The 23,071-nt window shown below is 59.1% G+C and carries 24 protein-coding genes and 1 pseudogene; 9 read left to right on the top strand and 16 right to left on the bottom strand.

What is annotated here, in order from left to right; all coding sequences use genetic code 11:
* Window positions 1-25: 25 nt before the first annotated feature.
* Window positions 26-136, top strand: a pseudogene (locus AO353_RS31525) (DUF2063 domain-containing protein); the annotation flags it as partial.
* Window positions 137-220: 84 nt separating this feature from the next.
* Window positions 221-1,408: a C17 cyclopropane fatty acid synthase CfaB gene (cfaB, locus tag AO353_RS10170; protein ID WP_054594810.1), complete on the top strand. Its 1,188-nt coding sequence runs from the start codon at window positions 221-223 to the stop codon at window positions 1,406-1,408.
* Here cfaB and cls read toward each other — a convergent pair.
* A complete protein-coding gene (gene cls / locus AO353_RS10165; protein ID WP_054594809.1) occupies window positions 1,405-2,844 on the bottom strand; it encodes a cardiolipin synthase in 1,440 nt (479 codons plus the stop codon). The two genes, cfaB and cls, sit on opposite strands and share 4 nt — an antisense overlap.
* Window positions 2,845-2,975: 131 nt before the next feature.
* Here cls and AO353_RS10160 point away from each other — a divergent pair, with 131 nt between their 5' ends.
* Window positions 2,976-3,497: a DUF3617 domain-containing protein gene (locus tag AO353_RS10160; protein WP_054594808.1), complete on the top strand. Its 522-nt coding sequence runs from the start codon at window positions 2,976-2,978 to the stop codon at window positions 3,495-3,497.
* Here AO353_RS10160 and AO353_RS10155 read toward each other — a convergent pair.
* From AO353_RS10155 to folE2, 7 genes are read right to left on the bottom strand one after another with little or no spacing between them, the layout of a single operon-like run.
* Window positions 3,481-4,017: a His/Gly/Thr/Pro-type tRNA ligase C-terminal domain-containing protein gene (locus AO353_RS10155; RefSeq protein WP_054594807.1), complete on the bottom strand. Its 537-nt coding sequence runs from the start codon at window positions 4,015-4,017 to the stop codon at window positions 3,481-3,483. The genes AO353_RS10160 and AO353_RS10155 overlap by 17 nt on opposite strands.
* 36 nt (window positions 4,018-4,053) lie before the next feature.
* Entirely contained in the window at window positions 4,054-5,391 is a 1,338-nt protein-coding gene (locus AO353_RS10150) for a dihydroorotase (RefSeq protein WP_054594806.1), read from the bottom strand.
* A 2-nt stretch (window positions 5,392-5,393) separates the two neighbouring features.
* Window positions 5,394-5,954, bottom strand: a complete 561-nt coding sequence (locus AO353_RS10145; RefSeq protein ID WP_054594805.1) for a DapH/DapD/GlmU-related protein — start codon at window positions 5,952-5,954, stop codon at window positions 5,394-5,396.
* Window positions 5,951-6,835: a metal ABC transporter substrate-binding protein gene (locus tag AO353_RS10140; RefSeq protein WP_054594804.1), complete on the bottom strand. Its 885-nt coding sequence runs from the start codon at window positions 6,833-6,835 to the stop codon at window positions 5,951-5,953. The genes AO353_RS10145 and AO353_RS10140 overlap by 4 nt, the downstream gene beginning before the upstream one ends.
* 11 nt (window positions 6,836-6,846) lie before the next feature.
* Entirely contained in the window at window positions 6,847-7,713 is an 867-nt protein-coding gene (locus AO353_RS10135) for a metal ABC transporter permease (protein ID WP_054594803.1), read from the bottom strand.
* Window positions 7,713-8,381 carry a metal ABC transporter ATP-binding protein gene (locus tag AO353_RS10130; protein WP_054594802.1) on the bottom strand — a complete coding sequence of 223 codons (669 nt, stop codon included), beginning with the start codon at window positions 8,379-8,381 and terminating at the stop codon, window positions 7,713-7,715. Before AO353_RS10130 ends, AO353_RS10135 begins: the two co-directional genes overlap by 1 nt.
* Window positions 8,378-9,274, bottom strand: a complete 897-nt coding sequence (folE2, locus tag AO353_RS10125; protein WP_054594801.1) for a GTP cyclohydrolase FolE2 — start codon at window positions 9,272-9,274, stop codon at window positions 8,378-8,380. Before folE2 ends, AO353_RS10130 begins: the two co-directional genes overlap by 4 nt.
* 86 nt (window positions 9,275-9,360) lie before the next feature.
* On the opposite strand from folE2, the gene AO353_RS10120 reads away from it, so the two are divergent.
* The gene (locus AO353_RS10120; protein ID WP_054594800.1) at window positions 9,361-10,572 is read left to right on the top strand and encodes an N-acetylmuramoyl-L-alanine amidase; all 1,212 of its coding nucleotides are present in this window, start codon (window positions 9,361-9,363) and stop codon (window positions 10,570-10,572) included.
* On the opposite strand, the gene AO353_RS10115 is transcribed toward AO353_RS10120, so the two are convergent.
* Window positions 10,569-10,946, bottom strand: coding sequence for a hypothetical protein (locus tag AO353_RS10115; protein ID WP_054594799.1), 378 nt, complete (start codon window positions 10,944-10,946; stop codon window positions 10,569-10,571). The two genes, AO353_RS10120 and AO353_RS10115, sit on opposite strands and share 4 nt — an antisense overlap.
* A gap of 137 nt (window positions 10,947-11,083) precedes the next feature.
* On the opposite strand from AO353_RS10115, the gene zigA reads away from it, so the two are divergent.
* Together zigA and AO353_RS10105 are read left to right on the top strand one after the other, a co-directional pair.
* Complete coding sequence (zigA, locus tag AO353_RS10110) at window positions 11,084-12,292, top strand: zinc metallochaperone GTPase ZigA (protein WP_054594798.1); 1,209 nt, start codon at window positions 11,084-11,086, stop codon at window positions 12,290-12,292.
* Window positions 12,292-12,933, top strand: coding sequence for a DUF1826 domain-containing protein (locus AO353_RS10105; protein WP_054594797.1), 642 nt, complete (start codon window positions 12,292-12,294; stop codon window positions 12,931-12,933). The genes zigA and AO353_RS10105 overlap by 1 nt, the downstream gene beginning before the upstream one ends.
* A 1-nt stretch (window position 12,934) precedes the next feature.
* Here the strand turns inward: AO353_RS10105 and AO353_RS10100 are convergent, their stop codons facing one another.
* Window positions 12,935-13,291: a hypothetical protein gene (locus AO353_RS10100; protein WP_054594796.1), complete on the bottom strand. Its 357-nt coding sequence runs from the start codon at window positions 13,289-13,291 to the stop codon at window positions 12,935-12,937.
* 27 nt (window positions 13,292-13,318) lie between these two features.
* On the opposite strand from AO353_RS10100, the gene AO353_RS10095 reads away from it, so the two are divergent.
* On the top strand, window positions 13,319-14,290 hold the full coding sequence (locus AO353_RS10095) for a CobW family GTP-binding protein (protein WP_054594795.1): 972 nt from the start codon (window positions 13,319-13,321) through the stop codon (window positions 14,288-14,290).
* A 13-nt stretch (window positions 14,291-14,303) separates the two neighbouring features.
* On the opposite strand, the gene AO353_RS10090 is transcribed toward AO353_RS10095, so the two are convergent.
* Entirely contained in the window at window positions 14,304-14,702 is a 399-nt protein-coding gene (locus AO353_RS10090; protein ID WP_054594794.1) for a DUF3301 domain-containing protein, read from the bottom strand.
* Between the two features lie 115 nt (window positions 14,703-14,817).
* On the opposite strand from AO353_RS10090, the gene pdxY reads away from it, so the two are divergent.
* Entirely contained in the window at window positions 14,818-15,690 is an 873-nt protein-coding gene (gene pdxY, locus AO353_RS10085; protein ID WP_054594793.1) for a pyridoxal kinase PdxY, read from the top strand.
* Between the two features lie 65 nt (window positions 15,691-15,755).
* On the opposite strand, the gene AO353_RS10080 is transcribed toward pdxY, so the two are convergent.
* A complete protein-coding gene (locus AO353_RS10080) occupies window positions 15,756-16,238 on the bottom strand; it encodes an acyl-CoA thioesterase (protein ID WP_019694342.1) in 483 nt (160 codons plus the stop codon).
* Window positions 16,239-16,496: 258 nt separating this feature from the next.
* Between AO353_RS10080 and AO353_RS10075 the strand changes: the two genes are divergently transcribed.
* Window positions 16,497-18,260, top strand: a complete 1,764-nt coding sequence (locus tag AO353_RS10075; protein WP_054594792.1) for a cation:proton antiporter — start codon at window positions 16,497-16,499, stop codon at window positions 18,258-18,260.
* Window positions 18,261-18,420: 160 nt separating this feature from the next.
* On the opposite strand, the gene AO353_RS10070 is transcribed toward AO353_RS10075, so the two are convergent.
* From AO353_RS10070 to uvrD, 4 genes are all read right to left on the bottom strand, one after another.
* On the bottom strand, window positions 18,421-18,828 hold the full coding sequence (locus tag AO353_RS10070) for an SMI1/KNR4 family protein (protein WP_019694340.1): 408 nt from the start codon (window positions 18,826-18,828) through the stop codon (window positions 18,421-18,423).
* Between the two features lie 271 nt (window positions 18,829-19,099).
* Window positions 19,100-19,972 (bottom strand): Tim44 domain-containing protein, encoded by an 873-nt coding sequence (locus AO353_RS10065; RefSeq protein ID WP_054594791.1) that lies wholly within the window; start codon window positions 19,970-19,972, stop codon window positions 19,100-19,102.
* Window positions 19,973-20,150: 178 nt separating this feature from the next.
* Complete coding sequence (locus AO353_RS10060) at window positions 20,151-20,591, bottom strand: EamA family transporter (RefSeq protein WP_054594790.1); 441 nt, start codon at window positions 20,589-20,591, stop codon at window positions 20,151-20,153.
* A 62-nt stretch (window positions 20,592-20,653) separates the two neighbouring features.
* A complete protein-coding gene (gene uvrD / locus AO353_RS10055) occupies window positions 20,654-22,837 on the bottom strand; it encodes a DNA helicase II (RefSeq protein ID WP_054594789.1) in 2,184 nt (727 codons plus the stop codon).
* Between the last annotated feature and the right edge of the window lie 234 nt (window positions 22,838-23,071).

Below are 23,071 nucleotides of genomic sequence, written 5' to 3'. Positions count from 1 at the left end.
CGTAACGCGACCTGTAGCAGCTGGCGAACTGTGCGCACAATTGACAGTCAACTGTGAAGAGGGCGCACCTCTTCAGGTCGTTACATGGCTGAAACAGTGGGTTTACGACAGCTTGTTGCTCTATCGTGACTCATAGGAAAAGGCTATTAAATCGATAGCCAGCTAATTTTCCACAATGGTCTACCCTCAAATCAGACGTCTGAAACAAGGGGGACTATTCATGCTCGCGCAACTGCCACCGGCCTTACAGAATCTGCAATTACCGCTTCGCTTGCGACTCTGGGACGGCCATGAATTTAATCTGGGCCCTGCGCCCAGCGTCACGATTGTGGTCAAGGACCCACAATTAGTGTCTCAATTCACTCGCCCAAGCCTTGACCTGCTGGGCGCCGCTTTCGTTGAGGGCAAGCTCGAACTTGAAGGCCAGATCAGCGATGTGATCCGGGTATGTGATGAGTGGAGCCAAGCGTTGCTGGATGATGCCGACGGCAAGCAGCCGGTGCGCTCTGTCCATGACAAAGCCACCGACGCAGCGGCGATTTCCTATCACTACGACCTCTCGAATGCTTTCTATCAGCTCTGGCTCGACAGTGATATGGCGTATTCCTGCGCTTACTTCGAAACCGGCAGCGAAACCCTGGAACAGGCCCAACAAGCAAAATTCCGCCACCTGTGTCGCAAACTACGGCTACAACCCGGCGAATACCTGCTGGATGTCGGCTGCGGCTGGGGAGGGTTGGCGCGTTATGCGGCGCGGGAGTTCGGGGTGAAAGTATTTGGCATCACCCTGAGCAAGGAGCAGTTGGCATTGGCCCGGGAGCGGGTGATCGCTGAAGGTTTGCAGGATCAGGTTGAGCTACAACTGCTCGATTACCGCGATCTGCCTCAGGATGGGCGGTTCGATAAAGTCGTGAGTGTCGGCATGTTCGAACACGTCGGGCACGCCAACCTGGCGGAGTACTGCAAGACATTGTTCGGTGCCGTGCGTGAAGGCGGCCTGGTGATGAACCATGGCATTACCGCCAAGCACACAGATGGCCGGCCGGTCGGACGCGGAGCGGGTGATTTCATCGAGCGCTACGTATTCCCTAACGGGGAATTACCGCACCTGTCGATGATTTCGGCTGAAATCAGTGAAGCGGGGCTGGAGATCGTCGACGTCGAAAGCCTGCGCCTGCATTATGCACGCACGCTGGACCACTGGAGCGAGCGGCTGGAGGACAACCTTGAAGCCGCTTCCAAAGAGGTACCGGAGCAGGCATTGCGGATCTGGCGACTGTATCTGGCAGGCTGCGCCTATGCGTTCGCGCGGGGCTGGATCAACTTGCACCAGATCCTCGCGGTCAAGACCCACCCCGACGGCAGCCATGAGCTACCGTGGACGCGTGACGATATCTACAACCCTTAAAGGATCGGCGAGATAAGCCGGGCGACCCGCATGCCAAGCTGTTGCAGGCGGTGGGTCTTCCGGCTTTCGCCTTTGGCAATTTCGTGGGCCTGAGCAAAGTCGTCGTTGAGCATGTGTTCCACCAAACCTGCGAATTCGCTGTCGACGGTCAGTAGCATGACTTCGAAGTTGAGCCGGAACGAACGGTTGTCCAGATTCGCACTGCCGATGGCCGTGATCTCACTGTCGATCAGCACGACCTTCTGATGCAGGAAGCCCGGTTGGTAACGGAATACCCGAACCCCGGCGCGTACCGCTTCGAAAGCGTACAGGCTGGAGGCGGCATAGACGATCCGGTGATCCGGTCGAGATGGCAACAGGAGCCGCACATCGACACCGCGCAGCACCGCCAGGCGTAGCGCGGCAAATACCGCTTCATCGGGTATGAAATACGGGCTGGTGATCCACACGCGTTCGGTCGCGGAGTGGATGGCTTCAACGAAAAACAGCGAGCAGGTTTCGTAAGGGTCCGCCGGTCCGCTGGCCAGTAGTTGGCAGAGCACACCGTCATCGGGGTAGCTCTGTGGCAGTATCAGCGGTGGCAGTTTTCGGGAGGCCCAGAACCAGTCTTCCGCGAAAGACTCCTGCATGCACGCAACCACGGGGCCGCTGACGGCGATATGGGTATCGCGCCACGGTGCCAGCGGTGGTTTCTGGCCCATGTATTCGTCACCGACGTTATGCCCGCCGACAAAGCCCAGCGCGCCGTCGACCACGACAATCTTGCGATGGTTACGGAAGTTCACCTGGAACCGATTGAGCCAGCCACTGCGTGTGGCAAACGCTTCGACCTGCACCCCGGCATCACGCAAGGGTTGAACATAGCTGTGAGGCAGGGAGTGGCTGCCGATCCGATCGTAGAGCAGGTAAATAGCGACGCCTTCAGCGGATTTTTCCATCAGCAGTGTTTGCAGGCGTCGGCCGAGCTGGTCGTCATGGACGATGAAAAACTGAATCAACACGGCTTCACGGGCGGTGCGTATCGCTTCGAAAATCGCATCAAAGGTTGCCTGGCCGTTGATCAACAGCCGTACCTGATTGTTTGCCAGGCACGGCATCCGCCCCAGCTTCGGCATCGCCCGCAACGAGGTGTAGGCTTTGGAGGCGCGGGCGGTCAGCGCTTCCTCGATCCACGGACGCCAGTTCAGGTCGGCGATGGCCTTGTGCATTTCTTCGTTGGCTTGCCGACGAGCCTTGATATAAGCGTCGAAGGTGCTGCGACCGAAGACCAGATAAGGGATAAGCGTCAGGTAAGGTATGAAGACCAGTGACAAGGCCCAGGCAATCGAGCCTTGAGCGGTCCTGACGGTCAATACGGCGTGAATGGCGGCGATCGTGCCCAGTGAGTGGATGAGCGCGATCAGATACGCGAAAAGATGGGGTCCAAAAAAATCCATGGGGCAATCATGCTCCTGACAATTCAATGCTTAACAGACCATGTTCCACGGTGAATGTCGCTATTTAATTAGACATGCAACCGAAGTAGATTGGCGACGTCTAACGGGCACTATTGTCTAGGAGTTACTCGATGAACGTACGTCTGCTGGGTTTGGCCATGGCTGTTGGCTTGTCACTTCCTGTGGTCGCTCAGGCGCAGATGCTGCAACCGGGTTTGTGGGAGTTGACCTCAAGCAACATGAAGGTCGATGACCAGAACCTCCCGGATCTGCAGTTGATCCTTAACCAGTTGGGCAGCCAGATGACGCCGGCACAAAAGGCTGCACTGGAGAAACAGGGCATCACCATGGGGGGTAAAGGGATTCGTGTGTGCCTGACCCAGGCACAGGTTCAATCCGACACCATTCCCCTGCAAGACCCACAGTCAGGCTGCACGCAGCAGGTCACCGACCGCAGCGGCAACCAGTGGAAATTCCGCTTCAGCTGCCCGAAAGCCCAGGGCGCCGGTGTTGCTACGTTCCTTAGCGATCGCGAATTCAACACCACGGTCAACGGCACGTTCAACGCCACCGGCATTCAGCAAAAGGGCAGCATGGATACACGCGCCGTGTGGCTGGGACAGGATTGCGGAACGGTCAAACCTCGCGCTTGATCTCTATTGCTGGCAAGGCTGCGGCCTTGCCAGCGACAGCGTCCACTTCGATCCGCAGCCGCTCACACACCGCTTCAACACTCATCCGCCCAAAATCCTCGCCCTTGCCGCTGCGCAAACTGACGAATCCGCCGTCCATTTCCTTGTCACCGATCACCAGCAAGTAGGGCACCGCCAGCAGAGTGTGGTGGCGAATCTTGTTCCCGATGTTTTTCTTGCGTAGATCGGAGTTGGCGCGAAAACCTGCGCGACGCAGTGCTTCGGTGACTGACTGCGCGTAGCCGATCTGACGCTCATCGATGTTCACGACGACTACCTGTTGCGGGGCTCGCCATTCATCGAGCTCCTGCTGATTAGCCCAGCACACACCGTAAATCCGTTGCTCCACCAGCGTGCCATTCACCCGGCCGGCGACCGCCGCTTTAGCCAGGCCAATACCAATGCTCGCCGCAACTTCAAATACCGAGAGCGATTGGTCGTACTCGCGCAGCGAGCCGTCAGGCAGGGTGATGTGAATCATCGTCGGTTTTCCTGGGTGTCTCATGCAAAACGCTATTCAACGCATAAACCGCAAGGGCAAACCCTGACAGTCTTCATTTAGACGTTCGGCGTACCAGGCAATTTGCCCCGAAACCAATGTCGTGCTGACGCTGTGTCGAAAGTGCTGCCCGGCGAACGGTGTCCAGCCGCATTGAGCGAGAATCGGCTGCCGGGAAACAGCTTTGCCGGCAGGCTCTGGTTTGATCAAAACGAGGTCGGCCCAATAACCTTCACGCAGGTAACCGCGATCCGGTATGGCAAACAGGTCCGCCACGCGATGGCTGGTTTTGGCCACCAGGGTGGTCAGTGGAATCAACTGATCGGCCACCAGTTCCAGCAGTGCGGGGAGGGCGTGTTGTACCAGCGGCAACCCGGAAGGTGCTTGTCGGTAGGGCAACTGTTTTTCAGCCCAGGTGTGGGGCGCGTGGTCGCTGCCGATGATGTCCAGTCGGTTGCTGAGCAACGCTTGGCGTAATGCATCACGGTCAGCTTGAGTCTTGATCGCCGGGTTGCACTTGATGAGATTACCCAGGCGCGGATAGTCGCGATCATCGAACAGCAAGTGATGCAGACAGACTTCGGCGCTGATGCGTTTTTCCGTGAGTGGTTTGTCTTCGAACAAGGCCAGTTCGCGAGCAGTGGTCAGGTGCAAAACATGCAATCGAGTGCCGTGTCGTTTGGCCAGATCGACCGCCATTGAGGAGGAGCGAAAGCACGCCTCGGCATTGCGAATCAGCGGATGAGCCGCAGCGGGAATGTTCTCCCCGAACGGTTCGGCAAGGTTGTTTTCGTTGGTCTGAATGCTTGGCGTGTGTTCGCAATGGGCTAGCAGTATCGTCGGAACCTCGGCAAAAAGCCTTTCAAGAATTTTCGGGTCATCCACCAGCATGTTGCCGGTGGAGGCGCCCATGAAGACTTTGACCCCGGCGATCTCGCAGGGGTTGAGTGCTGCGACAGTGTCGAGGTTGTCGTTGCTGACGCCGAAGTGAAAGCCGTAATTGGCCACCGAGTGGATCGCTGCCCGGCGCTTTTTTTCGGCCAGAGCATCGAGCGTCAGGGTTGCCGGTCGGGTGTTGGGCATGTCCATGAAACTGGTGATACCCCCCGCCACGGCTGCCCGCGATTCGGTATAGATGCTGCCTTTGTTCGGTGCACCCGGATCACGAAAGTGCACCTGGTCGTCGATCATTCCCGGCAGCAACCATTGGCCATTGGCGTCGATTTCCAGCGTCGCGTTTTCACCTTCGATGCTGCTGGCGATCTTCACGATGCGCCCGTGGTCCACCAGCAGATCGGCGTCGAACTCGCGGCCTTCATTGACCAGTCGGGCGTTGCGAATCAGCACGCTGCTCATGCTCAAAACTCGTTCTGCAGGGCTTTGTAGCCGCGCACCAGATCGACATTGGTACGCGCCACATCCTCGGAAAACTCCGAGGCGCTGATGCTGACCGGCGGGAACTGGGACAGGTCGGTTTTCGGACCGATGCGTGTGGTGGACGGCACGTAGAAGCCGGCCGGCAAGTCTCGCCCGTCGACCACCGAGTTGTGCCGCACCACGCAGCCGTCGCCGACCGCACAGTTGAACAGCACGCTGTTGAAACCGATGAACACCCGGTTCCCGACGGTGCACGGGCCATGGACGATGGAGCGGTGAGCGATAGAACTGAACTCGCCGATGGTTACAGCGGCACCGGATTTGGAGTGGATCACCACACCATCCTGAATGTTCGAGTTGGCGCCGATGGTGATCGGTTTCATCTCGCCCGAGTCATCGACTTCATCAGCGCGGATCACCGCATAAGGACCGACGAAGACGTTCTCGCCAATCACTACCTTGCCGCAGATGATCGCGGTTTTATCGACGTAGGCGGACTCGGCAATCCGCGGCAAATCGCCGGACGGGTTCTTGCGGATCATGGCGTGCTCAAGGCGTTGTAAAGCGTGTTGAGGTTGTATTCGAACAGCCCGGCAAAGGTGCTGGCCGGACCTTCGGCGGCGAGTGCATCCGAGTACAGGGTGCCGCCAATGTGCGCGCCGCTTTCATCGGCGATTTGCTTGAGCAGGCGGGCGTCCTTGATGTTTTCCATGAACACCGCTTTGACCTTGGCCTGACGGATCTGGGTGATCAATGCGGCCACTTCGGCGGCAGACGGTTCGCGTTCGGTGGACAGGCCTTGAGGTGCCATGAAGTCGATGCCGTACGCTTGACCCAGATAGCCGAAGGCGTCATGAGACGTAACGATCTTGCGGTTGCCCGGAGGCAATGCGCCGAGCTTGGCTTTGGCTTCGGCCAGCAGACGGTAGATCTGTTTCAGGTAGGTCTGGCTGTTGTGTTCGTAGTCGGATTTGTTCGCCGGGTCTGCGGCGATCAGCGCCTTGGTGATGTTGTTCACATAGAGTTCGGTATTCGCCAGATTGTGCCAGGCATGCGGGTCGGGGAGGGTCTCGCCGTTCTCGTTCATGGTCCTTGGAATCACCCCGCGGCTAGCGGTGATTACCGGGGTTTTGGTGGCAGTGCTGGCAACCATGCGGTCCAGCCACGGCTCGAAACCGAGGCCGTTCTTGAAGATCAGCTTGGCTTTGAGCAGGGCCTTGGCGTCGTCCGGAGTGGGCTCGTAGGTATGAGCGTCAGCGTCCGGGCCGACCATGTTGGTGATCTGGATGTGCTCGCCGCCGACCTGATGAACCATGTCGGCAAGGATGCTGAAGCTGGTGACCACCGGCAGTTTTTCTGCCGCCGATGCCGTTGATAACGACATCGACAACCACACACTGAACAGCACAAGTAGAGCGCGCATCGGGAAACACCTCATTGGGATGTGAGCAAAGGCGGGCGGCGCAGCAGTCCGTGCACCGGACCGAACACCACGGACAGCAGGTACAACGCGCCGGCTACCAGCACGATGGCCGGGCCGCTGGGCAGCGAGTAGTAGAACGACAGCAACAGACCGAACCATACCGAGAGGCAGCCGAGCACCCCGGCGATGGCCATCAACATTGGCAAGTGACGGCTCCAGAAGCGTGAAGCAGCGGCCGGCAACATCATCAAACCGACCACCATCAGTGCGCCAATGGCCTGGAAACCGATCACCAGATTCAGCACCACCAGGGTCAAAAACACGCCGTGTGCCAAAGGGCCGAGACGGCTGACGGTTTGCAGAAACAGTGGGTCGAGGGTGTCCAGCAGCAGTGGCCGATAGATCAGCGCCATGGCGATCAGGCTGATCCCCGAGACCCAGAGCATGCCGGTTAATGTTGGGCCATCGACAGCCAATGCCGAGCCGAACAACAGGTGGAGCAAGTCGAGGCGTTTGCCGGCTATCCCCAGAATCAGCACGCCACTGGCCAGCGAGATGGGGTAGATCGCCGCCAGGCTGGCGTCCTCCCGAAGGCCAGTGCGGCGAGTGATCCACGCTGCCAATCCGGCCATGCTCAGCCCCGCGCCGAGGCCACCGATGGTCAGTGCTGGCAAGCTCAAACCGGCGAACCAAAACCCTAATGCGGCGCCAGGCAAGATGCCGTGAGCCACGGCGTCACCGATCAGGCTCATGCGTCGCAGGATCAGAAACACCCCAAGTGGTGCGGTGCTGCAAGCCAATACCAGACCGCCGATTAGAGCTCGGCGCATGAACACGAATTCGTGGAACGGTTGCCAAAGTTGCGCAGCGACGAGCATTACGCCACCTGCGTATGTGGTTGCTGGAGGATCAGTTCACGGCTCGGCGCCAGGACACAGCCCGAGCTTTTGATCAGCAATGCTTGAGGAATGTGTTGGCGAACCGCAGCCAGGTCATGACACACCACGACCAGCGTTCGGCCCTCGTTGTGCCAGCTGTGGATGTGTTTCCACAGCAGCGCCTGGCCGAGTTCGTCCAGTGCGGCGTGAGGTTCGTCGAGCAGCAACAGTGGCGCTTCGGCGAGGCTCAGACGAGCGAGCAGGGCGCGTTGCAATTCGCCGCCCGACAGCGCCATCAACGGGCGTTGTTCCAAACCGTTCAGGCACCAGTCGTTCAGCACGCTGTCGAGGCGTTGGCGGCGAACGTCCGGAGTTTGTTTGTTGCCCCAGAATCCGGCACTCACCAACTCTTGCAGGCTGATGGGGAACTGTCGGTCGAGGTGCTGTTGTTGTGGCAAAAAGGACAAGCCACCCCGTGGTGAAACATCGAGAGCAACTTTGCCAGCCAGCGGCTTTTGCAGACCGGCGATGACTTTCAGCAAGCTGCTTTTGCCCGAGCCGTTGGCACCGATGATTGCGGTCAGGCTTCCGCCGGGTAAATCGAAATCGAGGGCGGGAGTGAGCGGTTGACCGGGCGCACCCCAGCGGAGCCTTTGGCAGCGAATCATGCGGCCTCCCAGTTCCAACGACTTTCAGCGACTGCATCGTGGGCGTGCAGACTTTCAGCGTGAACCACGCGCAACTGAAAAGCCTTGATGCCAGGCGAGCGTTTCAACGCCAGATTCAAACGTCGTGCAGCGTCTTCGCAGAACATCAGGTTCTGACCATTTGCGAGAGCGAAGGCTTGTTCGTCGGCACGCTTTACTGCGGTTTGAACGGCGGTGCCGAGCGCGGCTTCGGCATCATTGATCGCCGCGATCAAGGGCAGATCGTCCAGATAGTCATCCAGTCGTAGCCGCAATTGCGCACTGCTGCGTTGGCTGTGGGGCGTCGCGACGATGCCTTTTGATGATCCGAGCCAAGTCAAAACGTCGGCGTGCTGCAACGGCTTGTTGGCAAAGTCATCGATGAATTGCTGCTGAATAAGTTGTCTCGAAAGCGCAGCTGAACAGGGGCAAGTGGACGAGTAAGAAACCTCAATTTTAAGTTCCACGTGGAACACTGTGTTTTCCAAGCGCGCTTCGATGCTGATCGGATAGCTTTTCCAGCCGGCCAAAGGGCTGATCAGGGCTGGGCGTTTGAGCAGTAAATCAGCGTGAATGCGCAGGTAAGCGGCATTGGATAAACCCTCGTGGCTGTCGAGGAAACGTTGCAGAGCTTGCCGCAACAACGCCGGGGTGAGGCTTTCTTGCTCAAGCATTTCCAGCGCCAGATACAGCCGCGACATATGAATGCCACGCGCTTCGCCATCATCGAGACTCACGCCCGCGTCGGCTTTTGCGCTTAATCGCTGGCCGTCGAATACAACAGGAAGAGCAATGCCGCACATGCCCACCCATTCGAGTGGCAAGGCTTGGCGTGAGGCCTGCGCGGCGATATCCGGCAAAGTCAGCGCATTCATGAGCAGGTCCATCGTTGGAAATATTTTGCCATGTTATATTATAACAATACAGTCGACGATACCTTTTTCTCGAGCGGTCTTTCACTATGCACAGGCGACAATTGCTCAACCTGTTGTTGGCCAGCGCTGCGCTGGTTTTACCCTTCGGCGTGTCGGCCACGCAGATCCGCAATGCACGGCTCTGGCGTTCGGATGACAAGCTTCGCCTGGTACTCGATCTGAGCGGACCGGTGCAGTACAAAACCTTCTCGTTGAGCGCGCCCGAGCGACTGATCATTGACTTGAGCGGTGCGCAGCTCAGCGGTGACTTCAGCCAATTGGCGCTCACCAACACGGTGATTCGTTCGATCCGTTCCGGGCACTTCGGACAAGGCGATACGCGGATCGTGCTCGACCTTACCGGTCCGGTGCGGCTCAATAGTTTTCAACTGCCGCCACAGGACGGGCAGGGCCATCGTCTGGTGCTCGACCTGCTCAACGCCGCGCCCGTGCAGATCGCTGCGGCGGCACCTTTGGTCCAGCGTGAAACACCGGCTGACAAGGCTCACCCCAAGCGCGACATCATCGTCGTGGTCGACCCTGGCCATGGCGGCAAGGACCCCGGCGCAATTGGCGCCAAAGGCGAGCGCGAGAAGGACGTGGTGCTGTCCATCGCACAATTGCTGGCCAAGCGCTTGAAGCGCGAAAAAGGTTTTGATGTGAAATTGGTGCGCAACGACGACTTCTTCGTGCCGCTACGCAAGCGCGTGGAGATCGCCCGTACGCACAAGGCCGACATGTTCATCTCGGTGCACGCCGACGCGGCGCCACGGCTCACGGCTTCTGGCGCTTCGGTTTATGCATTGTCCGAAGGTGGCGCGACCTCGGCCACGGCGCGTTTCATGGCGCAACGGGAAAACGGCGCGGACTTACTGGGGGCGAGCAGTCTGCTCAACTTGAAGGACAAGGATCCGATGCTCGCCGGGGTAATCCTCGACATGTCGATGAACGCCACCATCGCCGCCAGTTTGCAGCTTGGCAGCACGGTACTTGGCAGCCTGGCAGGCATTACCACGTTGCATCAGAAACGTGTGGAACAGGCCGGATTTGCGGTGCTGAAGTCACCGGATGTGCCATCGATCCTGGTCGAGACCGGCTTCATTTCCAACGCCCGCGACAGCCAGAGGCTGGTGACGGCGCGGCATCAAAAGGCGGTAGCCGATGGCCTTTTTGAAGGCTTGCAGCGCTATTTTCAGAAGAATCCACCGATGAACAGCTACATGGCCTGGCAGCAGTCGCAGCAAAAATCGCAGGTCTAGCAACCCGTCAGTCGGCTACAGGTGAACTTGCCGCTGGAGCCGCCGGAGCTGGAAAACCGATTGAGGGTGGTCCAGCCAACGCGGCGACTGTAACCGACCCAGGCTTCGCCATCCGACGCCAAGCCGGTGAAGAACGTCAGTTGGCCATAACGGCTGCTGGTCTGCGCCCAATAGCGTTTACCGCTCACTTCAAACCCGCGCATATAGGTCGTGCTGCCCGCCGTGGCGACGCTGTAAGTGTTGCCGTCCGGGTCCACGCAGGCCAGCAGATTGGCGCTGCGCGTGCACTTCGCCTGGCTCGATGTCCGCGCGCAGGCGTCTGCTGCGACAAACAGCGAAAGGCTCAACAGTGTGCATTTCAAGGCGTTGTGCATGGGTTTTCTCGTGGTGCGAACTGGCTCAAGCATTGCGTCCTTCGTCGCTGGGAGCAAGAGGGGATTGGCGTCTTTATGTTGTTATACTATAACATTAAAAAATCGCCCGACCGGCCACTCCTGATGAGGAACACCTGATGCCCAATCGTCTCCCCGTTACCGTGCTGTCTGGCTTTCTCGGCGCCGGCAAAAGCACGCTGCTCAACTACGTACTGCGCAACCGCGAGAATCTTCGGGTCGCGGTGATCGTCAATGACATGAGCGAAATCAACATCGACGGCAGCGAAGTCCAGCGCGATGTCACCTTGAACCGCGCCGAAGAAAAACTCGTCGAAATGAGCAACGGCTGCATCTGCTGCACCTTGCGCGAAGATCTGCTGGAAGAGGTCAGCAAACTCGCCAGAGACGGTCGCTTCGATTACCTGCTGATCGAGTCCACCGGTATTTCCGAACCTCTTCCCGTGGCGGAAACATTCACCTTTCGCGACGAAGAAGGCCAAAGCCTGGCCGACATCGCGCGGCTCGACACCATGGTCACGGTGGTCGACGGGATGAACTTTCTGCTTGATTACCAGGCCGCCGAAAGCCTCGCATCACGGGGTGAAACCCTTGGCGAAGAAGACGAGCGTTCGATCACGGACTTGTTGATAGAGCAGATTGAATTCGCCGACGTGCTGCTAATCAGCAAGATCGATCTGATCAGCAGCGCCGAGCGCGAAGAGTTGATCGCAATCCTCAAGCGGCTCAATGCCCAGGCGCACATTATCCCGATGGTCATGGGCGAAGTACCGCTGAAACAGATCCTCAATACAGGCCGCTTCGACTTTGAAAAAGCCTCTCAGGCACCGGGCTGGCTGCAGGAATTGCGCGGTGAGCATGTGCCGGAAACCACTGAGTACGGTATCGCTTCCATGGCTTATCGGGCGCGTCGACCGTTTCATCCGCAGCGCTTTTTCAGCTTCATTGATCAGCCGTGGGTGAACGGAAAACTGCTGCGCTCCAAGGGCTTTTTCTGGTTGGCCAGCAAGCATCAGGACGCCGGTAGCTGGTCGCAGGCCGGTGGTTTGATGCGTCATGGATTTGCCGGTCGCTGGTGGCGCTTTGTGCCGAAAGCACAGTGGCCACAGGATCAGGAAAGTACCGCCGCGATCATGGAAAACTGGACCCCAGCCACCGGTGATTGCCGTCAGGAACTGGTGTTCATCGGTCAGAATATCGACTTTGCCCAACTCACCGCGCACCTCGATAACTGCCTGCTCAACGATGACGAAATGTCCCTCGGTATCGAAGGCTGGCGCCTGATGGCAGACCCGTTTGGTCCATGGCTCGAAGAGGAGGCGGCCTGATGTTGGCGCCGAGTCTGAAAGCACGCCCGGTGATTCGTCAGGTACAGGGGCAAACCCCTGACGTCTTCACGCAGATACTTCAAGACGGCACCAATCTGGCGCTCTGGCAGCGTCGTTTGCCGGCACATATCGCTGACTTCGGCGCATTGCTGTTATCACTGAACGAGCCGCTGGCCGAGTCGTTGGTGGTGGAATTGGCGACTGACGACGCTGAACCCAATCTGCGTGGCCTGGCCGAAAGCTACAGTGACCTGGAGGGCCACGAAGGGTTTATCGCCGATGTTTCATGGTTGGTCAGTGCGTTCGCCTGCTTGCTGGGCGCGACGCGTATCGGCTTGCGTTTGCGGGTGCTGGATAACGCCATGTGCCCGCGTTTTCATGTCGATCATGTGCCGGTGCGGCTGATTACCACCTACGCCGGCATCGGCAGTCAGTGGCTCAAAGAGGGCGCCATGGAGCGTAAGCGTCTGGCCAGCGCCGAGGCTGAGCCGCAGAGCTGTGAGCAAATGCTCTGTGGTGAAGTGGCGTTGCTCAAGGGCGAGAAGTGGCACGGCAACGAGGGTTTCGGGCTGATTCATCGTTCGCCGCAACCCGCGCCGGGTGAGCGTCGGCTGATCCTGACTCTCGACTGGCTCGGTTGATTCAAGGCGTGAGCCAAGTGCCTTGGCTTTGGCCTTCGCAATACGGTTTAAGGTACGCCGCATCTGTGGCCACGCCGTAATAGTGAATATCCTGTCGGTAAGGCATATTGGCAACTTGAGCGTTGCTGCACACACCGAAGGCGCCGCTGGGGCATTGGTCGAGGAATGCGGCGTCGACCTTCTGCCCCGCGAGGTTTGGCTGACAGAAACCGTCATGGAACATTTTTCCCGGGATATTGCGGTTCTGCTGACAGACTTTGACGTCGAGCCGCTCCGCCTGGCTGTGAACCACGCAGGCCTGGGCCAACGCCTCGCTCGAAGCGAAGGCCAACAGTAACGACAAGCCAATCAGTCGCATCCTTTTCCTCCCAAGAAACCGTCGAACATGTTGCAGAACATTCCTACTCACGTCATCGCCGGACCGTTAGGCGCCGGCAAGACCAGTCTGATCAAGCATCTGCTGACACAGCGGCCGGCGAGCGAACGCTGGGCGGTGCTGATCAACGAGTTTGGTCAGATCGGTCTCGACGCCGCGCTGCTGACCACGGGTGCCGATGGTATCGCACTGGGAGAAGTGGCTGGCGGCTGTTTGTGTTGCGTGAATGGTGCGCCGTTTCAGATTGGCCTCGGGCGGTTGTTGCGCAAATCACGGCCGGACCGCTTGTTTATCGAACCCTCGGGGCTGGGACATCCGGCGCAATTGCTCAAGCAATTAAGTGAAGCGCCGTGGCAGGGCGTACTGGCGATTCAACCGAGCGTTCTGGTGCTCGACGCTCAAGCTCTGGCTGCCGGAAAACCACTGCCAGAGGCGCAGCAGCAAGCGCTAGCGAGCGCGGGTCTGTTGCTGTTGAACAAGGCCGAGCACCTGAACGATGAAGATCGCCAGCGCATCACCGCGCAGTTACCGGAATGCCCGCTGTATTGGACGCAGCAGGGCGCTCTGGCATTGGCTGACTTGCCGGGCGTGCACAGTCGAGCGGTCGAGGGTGTGGATAACTTCAAAGTGCCTAAAGGTCTGGCGCAGATGCCGGCAGTCTGGCCTGATCCGACGCAGCCGATTAGCCTGAGCCAGCAGCAGGAAGGTGGCTGGAGCATCGGTTGGCGTTGGCACCCGAGTCAGTCGTTCGAACTTTCCCGGGTTCAGGCTTGCCTGGCGGCGTTGGATTGGCGACGGGCCAAGCTGGTGATCCACAGCGCCGAGGGTTGGGTGTCGGCCAATTCGCTGGATAACGCCGCGCTGCGCTGGCAACCCAGTGAATGGCGTCAGGATTCGCGCATCGAGCTGATTTTCGACAAGCCGCAGGATGCCGAATCACTGCAGAGGAAACTTGCGAGTTGCCGGGTGAACCTGATTTAGCGCGGTTCAGGGCTCAGCGACGCAGCTTGTTGTGGTCCTGGCGCCATTGACTCAACTCGATCACCTCGGCGCTGGGCAGCACAGGTTTTTCCTCGAGCGGGATCGGGTAGGGTGCCAGTTCGATCTGCGCGCTGTGGGCACCGAATTGGGTGATGGTGCCCACGTGACGTGTTTCGCCGGTCACGGTGAACTCAAAGTTATACACGCGGGCCAGGCGTCGCCGCCCGTTGGCGTCCTTCACGAAGCCGATTTTTTTCAACGCCACATTGCCGTCGAGCAATTCGATGTCGAGTTTGGCGCAATGCCGCTTGACCCGTTCCAGGGCCCGCTCGCGCAAGCCATGGTTGTGCCACAGCCAGGCGGCACCGGTCGCCAGCAGCATCAGCACGAAGATATTTCCAAGGGTCAGCATGAACAGTGCTCCAACGAATTAGTATCAGCTTAACTGTGTCTCTGGTCTGTCGTACAGGCTCCGTTTAGTCGCATACTGCGCGGCTCGAATTTCAATCGGTTTACGGATATCCCGCATGAAACGTACTCCTCATCTGCTCGCCATCCAGTCCCACGTGGTTTTCGGTCACGCCGGCAACAGCGCCGCGGTTTTCCCGATGCAGCGGGTCGGGGTGAACGTCTGGCCGCTGAATACCGTGCAGTTTTCCAACCACACTCAATACGGCCAGTGGGCCGGTGAAGTGCTGGCGCCGCAGCAGATTCCTGATCTGGTGGAAGGGATTGCGGCGATTGGCGAGCTGGGCAACTGCGACGCCGTGCTGTCCGGTTATCTGGGCAGTGCCGCTCAAGGACGGGCGATCCTTAGCGGCGTTGCACGAATCAAGGCGATCAACCCCAGCGCCTTGTACCTGTGCGACCCGGTGATGGGGCATGCGGAGAAAGGTTGCATCGTACCGGCTGAAGTCAGCAACTTCCTGCTGGATGAAGCGGCGGCGGTGGCGGACTTCATGTGCCCGAATCAGTTGGAGCTGGACAGTTTCTCCGGTCGCAAGCCGCAGTCATTGTTCGATTGCCTGGCGATGGCTCGCGCGCTGCTGGCGCGTGGCCCGAAGGCGGTGCTGGTCAAGCATCTGGACTATCCCGGCAAGTTGCCGGAGAGCTTCGAGATGTTGCTGGTGACGGCCGAAGGCAGTTGGCATCTGCGTCGTCCATTGCTGGCGTTTCCACGTCAGCCGGTAGGCGTGGGTGACCTGACGTCGGGCCTGTTCCTGGCGCGGGTGTTGTTGGGTGACAGCCTGGTCGCGGCCTTTGAGTTTGCGGCGTCCGCAGTGCATGAAGTGCTGCTGGAGACCCAGGCCAGTGCAAGCTATGAGCTGGAACTGGTGCGGGCCCAGGACCGCATTGCCCATCCTCGGGTGAAGTTCGAGGCGATGGCGATCAGTTTGTAACGTCGTCACGGTGGAAAAGATCGCAGCCTGCGGTAGTTTCTACAGAGGCTGCGATCGGCGCGGTATCAGGCGTCAGCCTTGATTTCGCGATAACGCTGATCCAGTTCCTGACGAATCTGCCGACGCTGTTTGGCTTGGGCGTATCGGCGTTTGTCTTCGCTGTTCTGCGGTTGCAACGGTGGGACGGCCGCCGGCTTACGCTGATCGTCGACCGCGACCATGGTGAAGAAGCAGCTATTGGTGTGACGCACCGAGCGCTCGCGGATGTTCTCGGTCACCACCTTGATGCCGACCTCCATCGAGGTATTACCGGTGTAGTTGACCGAGGCCAGAAAGGTCACCAGCTCACCGACATGGATCGGTTCGCGAAAAATCACCTGATCCACCGACAGGGTTACCACGTAGCGCCCGGCATAACGGCTGGCGCAGGCGTAGGCGACTTCGTCGAGGTATTTGAGCAGGGTGCCGCCGTGGACATTGCCAGAGAAGTTGGCCATGTCGGGGGTCATCAATACCGTCATCGACAGCTGGGCGTTTCCGGGTTCCATAGCACACTACTCACGGTTCAAGGCTGGGATTGCGGGAGCACCTCTGTGGGTGCCTGGCGGGTTTTTCAAAACCACCGTTAACGGGACGCCACGCCAATGAAGGCCGTCACGCCCGAATCGATCTGTTTCTATATATTGCACCGCCTTTGCGCCCGAAGTCGCGGTGTTACCCTTCAAAAGCCCACCTCAAGGGCCCTTTCATCCGATCTGGTAATCGCCAACGACGTCAGCACACCCAACCGCCAAGGAGCCCTCGCCATGCATGCCATCAGTTTTATTCAGGACCTGGCAGTGATCATGTTGGTTGCGGGTGTGGTGACCATTGTTTTTCATCGGCTCAAACAGCCGGTTGTCCTAGGCTATATCGTGGCCGGTTTCATCATCGGCCCGCACACCCCGCCATTCGGGTTGATCCACGACGAGCAAACCATCAAGACCCTCGCCGAACTCGGGGTGATTTTCCTGATGTTCTGCCTGGGCCTGGAGTTCAGCCTGCGCAAGCTGTTCAAGGTCGGTGCCACGGCGTTTATCGCGGCGTTCCTGGAAATCGTGCTGATGATCTGGATCGGCTACGAAATTGGCCGCTGGTTTGACTGGAGCACCATGGACTCGCTGTTTCTTGGCGCGATCCTGGCGATTTCCTCGACCACCATCATCGTCAAGGCCCTCAACGACCTGAAGATGAAGAACCAGCGCTTTGCCCAGCTGATCTTTGGTGTGCTGATCGTCGAAGACATCCTCGGCATCGGCATTATTGCCTTGCTCTCGAGTATCGCCGTCAGCGGCACCGTGAGCTCCGGCGAGGTGTTTTCCACGGTCGGCAAACTCTCTTTGTTCATGATCGTCGCACTGGTGGTCGGGATCCTGCTGGTGCCGCGCTTGCTGGCTTATGTGGCGAAGTTCGACAGCAACGAAATGCTGCTGATCACCGTGCTTGGCCTGTGTTTTGGCTTTTGCCTGCTGGTGGTCAAGCTTGAATACAGCATGGTGCTCGGGGCATTTCTGATTGGCGCGATCATGGCCGAGTCTCGGCAACTGGTGAAAATTGAACGCCTGATCGAGCCTGTTCGCGACATGTTTAGCGCCATCTTTTTCGTTGCGATCGGTCTGATGATCGATCCGCAGATTCTTCTTCAGTTCGCCTGGCCCATTGCGGTAATCACCGTCGCAGTGGTGCTCGGCAAGATGCTCTCTTGCGGCCTTGGGGCGTTTATCGCCGGCAATGACGGACGCACCTCGCTGCGAGTCGGCATGGGCCTGTCGCAGATTGGCGAGTTCTCTTTCATCATCGCGGCGCTGGGCATGACCTTGCAGGTCACCAGCGATTTCCTTTATCCGGTGGCGGTCGCTGTTTCGGCCATCACCACCTTACTGACGCCGTACCTGATCCGTGCCGCCGATCCGCTTTCGTTAAAGCTGGCTGCAGTTATCCCGCAACGTTTGGGCCGCGTGTTGGGGATGTATGGGGAGTGGCTGCGCAGCATTCAACCGCAGGGCGAGGGTGCGCAGTTGGCGTCGATGATTCGGCGGATTTTGTTGCAGGTCGGGGTCAATCTGGCGCTGGTGATGGCAATCTTCTTCTCGGGCAGTTTTTTTGCCGAGCGGATTTCCAGCTATCTGCATGCCTGGATCAATGATCCGAGCTGGCAGAAGGCGTTGATCTGGGGCGGGGCGTTATTGCTGTCGCTGCCATTCCTGATTGCCGCCTATCGCAAGCTGAAGGCGCTCTCGATGTTGCTGGCGGAAATGGGCGTGAAACCGGAGATGGCGGGCCGCCACACGCAGCGAGTGCGTCGGGTGATCGCCGAAGTGATCCCGATACTCTCGCTGCTGGTGATTTTCCTGCTGCTGGCAGCCTTGTCGGCCAGTATCTTGCCGACCAACAAGTTGCTGGTGCTGATTGCCGTCGTGACCGCCGCGGTGGCGGCCCTGCTCTGGCGCTGGTTCATCCGCGTGCACACGCGGATGCAGGTCGCCCTGCTGGAAACCCTGGACAACCACAAGGACTCGTCCGGGCATTGAGGACTGGTTAATGAGCCGTAGCAGCTGGCGTAGCCTGCGTTCGGTTGCGCAGCGACCGTAAACCCTACCGCTCGGTTAACCTGAAACACCTCTTTGCCTGATTTTACGACTGCTACGCAGCCGGACGCAGGCTACGCCAGCTGCTACAGACCAAGGCAGATCAGCTTTCCAGCCAGACGTCCCGCGCCCAGTGCCACACCGATTCCCAGGTTTCTTCGGCCAACAGCTCTTCTTCGGCCAGCCACAGCACCACGGTGCCGTCTTCTTCGACCAGGTAGTAGTTGTCACCGTCCTGGCAGATCGGAATCATGCTGCGATCAACACCGGCATCCCAGGCGTTGGCGGCAACGTCCGGCAGGTAGGTGTGCGATTGCGGGTCGGTGACAGTCACCGGCTCCAGGCTGCCGTACACGACGTCGCTGACGGTCAGCAGGAATTCTCTGAAGACGAACGGGATATCGATGAACAGTTGTTCTTCGATTTCCACCAGCAGGTCTTCGTCAGGCAGCTCCAAGGGCACCGGTACCGGTTCGTTGGCTTCTCGCAGTTGTTCGATGATTTCTTCCACGTCCGGGATCCTCTTGCTCAATGGCGCGGTTTAGTTGGGGCGGTTTATACAGTAGCTCGCTATAGATGCAACTGCGAAATAGAAAACCCCGGACGAGTCCGGGGTTTTCATTACAGCATGCTCGGTTCTGTCTGGAACACGCCTGCGCGTCGATCATCCGGCGTTAAAAACAGGCTCGGAATGCTCATTGACTAACGTCAACTCCGCTTCCTCACCTGTTTTTGCCTTGTCTGATCTTAGCTCGGCATCTTCCAAACAGAACCGTGGGCTATTAGCCGTTCTGACGAATACCGGCCACCAGCCAAGGCTGGTTTTCGCCTTGCGGACGTTCCATGTTCCAGCTTTCGCTGAACACTTCGCCCTGGTCGAAGCGCGAGGTTTTCGACACGCCCGTAAAGGTCAGGGTGGCGATGGTTTTGTCTGCGCGATCATCCACTCCGTCCAGTTGAACGTGGAGGTTGTCGATATAGGTGGACTGGAAGCCGTCACCCAGATCGGCGCGTTCGCGTTTGAGGAACTCCAGCATTTGCGGGGTCACGAACTCGGCGATCTTGTCCATTTCATTGGCGTCCCAGTGCTGTTGCAGGGACTGGAAGTGGTTGCGTGCGGCTTCAACGAAGCGCTCTTCGTTGAACCAGGCCGGAGCGTTGATCACCGGACGAGCGGCAGCAGGGGCAGCCGAACCGCCGAAGATCGAACCCATGGCCGGCTTCTGTTCGTACACTTCACGCTGCATTGGCGCGCCCGCAGGGGCCATATGCTCTTGTTGCTTGCGGCGACGAGCGGCGATGAAGCGGAAGATCACGAACCCGATGACTGCCATGATCAGGATGTCGAAAATCTGCATGCCCTGGAAGCCGCCGCCCATGAACATGGAGGCCAGCAGGCCGCCGGCAGCGATACCGGCCAGAGGGCCGAGCCAGCGCGAAGCACCGCCAGCTTTGGCGGCAGCGCCTGCGGCACCCGCAGCACCGGCGGTCGCGGCAGCAGAACCCATGCCAGGCGAGGACGGCGCCATTTGGCTGGTCTGGTGGGTAGGCGCAGCGCCTACGCTTTTGCCGCCACCGAAGCGCTTGGCGTTGGCGTCGAGGCTCATCGTCAGGCCGATGCACAGCGCCAGGGCGATGCTAAGAAAACGTTTCATAAAGGGAATTCCCATTTGTGGATGGCACGCGCGCCATGTTGCACAGGTGAAGTGACACTGGCTAGCGGCAGAGTGTTTCGGGCTTTTGCCTGACAGGCTGCGTTCAGCTCCGTCGATACAAGGAGGCGCTTGTACATTTGTCTGTAGGACAAGTGGATAGATAGAGCAGGAGCGTTGTTTAACGTCGCAATGCCAACATCACCACACCCGCCGTGATCAGACCGATTCCGCCCCATTGACGCAGGTCGAGCCGCTCACCCAACAACACTACGCCCAACACGGCGACCAGCACCACACTGAGTTTGTCGACGGGTGCTACCAGCGAGGCTGGCCCGAGTTTCAGCGCACGGAAGTAGCAAATCCACGAGGCACCGGTTGCCAGGCCGGACAGCAGCAGGAACAGGTAGCTCTTGGCGGATATCGATCCCAGTGACTGATATTGGCCCGTTGCGTACAAAATCAAGGCCAGGCTGACCAGTACCACGATCGTGCGCAGCAGCGTGGCGAAGTCGGAATTGACGTTTTCGATGCCGACCTTGGCGAAAATCGCCGTCAGCGCAGCGAAAGCCGCCGACATCAGGGCCCAGAATGTCCAGGAAGAAAAGAAGCCCGAGCCCATGTGTGATCCTCACCGTTTATCGTTCCCACGCGGGAGCGTGGGAACGATCAAGCAGATAGCCGTTAGATGGCCTCGAGCTTGGCGTAGCCGAGCATCAGCCACTTGCTGCCTTCGCTGAAGTTCACTTGCACCCGGGCCTGCGCACCGGCGCCTTCAAAGTTGAGGATCACCCCTTCGCCGAAGACCGCGTGTTGCACTTGCTGACCGAGGCTGAACGCGGTTTCCGGGATTTCCGTGCCGGCGAACATGCTGCTCGAACTTTGCTTCTGGCCACCACCGAATGGACGGCTGACGCTGTTGGACAGCCGCACTTCCTGAATCAGGCCTTTAGGCACTTCGCGTACGAAGCGTGAAACCTTGTTGTAGGTTTCGCTGCCGTACAGGCGTCGGGTTTCGGCGTAGGTCATCACCAGGTTTTGCATGGCCCGGGTAATGCCGACGTAGGCCAGGCGGCGTTCCTCTTCAAGGCGGCCGGGCTCTTCCAGGCTCATCTTGTGCGGGAACAGGCCTTCTTCCATGCCCACCAGGAACACGTAAGGGAATTCCAGGCCTTTGGCGCTGTGCAAGGTCATCAACTGAATGCTGTCTTCGTGCTCGTCGGCCTGGGTGTCGCCGGCCTCCAGCGAAGCGTGGCCGAGGAACGCGGCCAGCGGCGTCAGGTCTTCGTCTTCTTCGGCGCTTTCAAAGTTGCGCGCCGCGCTGACCAGTTCCTCAAGGTTTTCTACCCGCGCCTGACCTTTCTCGCCTTTTTCCGCTTGGTGATAGGCGATCAGGCCGGACTGCTCGATGACGGTCTGAGTCATCAGGTGCAGCGGCATTTCGGCGGTGGTGGTCGCCAGGTGCTCGATCAACTCGATGAACGCACCCAGGGCGCCGGCTGCACGACCGGTGAGGCCTTTATTGGCCACCAGCTGACGCATGGCTTCCCACATCGACACATCGCTGTGACGAGCGTGATCACGGATCGCTTCGACGGTTTTTTCGCCAATGCCACGGGCCGGAACGTTGATCACCCGTTCCAGCGCCGCATCGTTGCCGCGACCTTCGAGCAACCGCAGGTAAGCCATGGCGTTCTTGATTTCAGCCCGCTCGAAGAAGCGCTGGCCGCCATAGATGCGGTACGGAATGCGTTCGCGCAGTAGCGCTTCTTCCAAAACCCGCGATTGGGCGTTGGAGCGGTACAAAATCGCGATATCGCTACGTGCCATGCCGGTTTTCAGCGCGCTTTCGATGGTTTCCACCACGTAGCGTGCTTCGTCATGTTCGTTGAACGCGGCGTACAGGTTGATCGCTTCGCCTTCGCCGCCGTCGGTCCACAGCTCTTTGCCCAGGCGCCCGGTGTTGTTGGCGATCAAGGCGTTGGCAGCCTTGAGGATCCCGGCGGTGGAGCGGTAGTTCTGTTCCAGTCGAATGACTTCCGCGTCCGGGAAGTCGGCCGAATACTGGTGAATGTTCTCGATTTTCGCGCCGCGCCAGCCGTAGATCGACTGATCGTCGTCGCCAACCACCATCAGGCTGTCGCCGCCCTTGGCCAGCAGACGTAACCAGGCGTACTGCACGGCGTTGGTGTCCTGGAATTCGTCCACCAGCACATGACGGAAGCGCTTCTGATAATGCGCCAGCAGGCCCGGATGATCGCGCCACAGGTCGAGGGCGCGCAGCAGCAGTTCGGAGAAGTCGATGACGCCCGCGCGCAAGCACGCGGCCTCATAGGCTTCATAGATGCTGCGCATGGTGGCCAGGAACAGATCGCCACTGGCTTGAATATGTTGCGGGCGCAGACCTTCGTCTTTCTGCCCGTTGATGAACCACTGGGCCTGACGGGCCGGCCAGCGTTGCTCGTCGAGTCCCAGTTCGCGGATCACCCGCTTGACCAGACGTTGCTGGTCATCGCTGTCGAGGATCTGGAAAGTCTGGCTCAGGCCGGCTTCCTGCCAGTGCGCCCGCAGCAAGCGGTGCGCCAGGCCGTGGAAGGTGCCGACCCACATGCCGGCCGGGTTGATACCCATCAGCTGCTCGATGCGATGGCGCATCTCGGCAGCGGCCTTGTTGGTGAACGTCACCGACAGGATCGAGTGTGGCGAGGCGTTCTCGACCTGGATCAACCAGGCGATACGGTGCACCAGCACACGGGTTTTACCGGAACCAGCACCGGCCAGGACCAACTGACGACCCACGGAGGCAGCTACGGCCTGACGTTGGGCATCGTTGAGGGAGTTCAGCAGAAGGGAGAGATCATCGCGCATCAGGGCATTCTAGGGCGCCACGCCACACCGGGCAAACCGAGCTTTGCATTAACCGATGAAAGAAGCGTAGGGGACGACCGGTCAGTCATTCGTCGCAAGCCCTGATGGGCCGCGCTTCTGTGGTTTTGAACGCTGGCAACGGGCCATTTGTTTTGTCGGTTTTATGATTTGGAGCAGTTTGGTCCGGGCCATTGCTTGTGTATGCTCCGTCGACATTTCGGGCTCATCACGCTC

Origin of the sequence: Pseudomonas fluorescens (assembly GCF_001307155.1) — a bacterium.
Taxonomy (GTDB): domain Bacteria; phylum Pseudomonadota; class Gammaproteobacteria; order Pseudomonadales; family Pseudomonadaceae; genus Aquipseudomonas; species Aquipseudomonas helvetica.
Note: the sequence above shows the minus strand (reverse complement) of the source record. Positions and strands in the feature narration are given on the sequence as shown.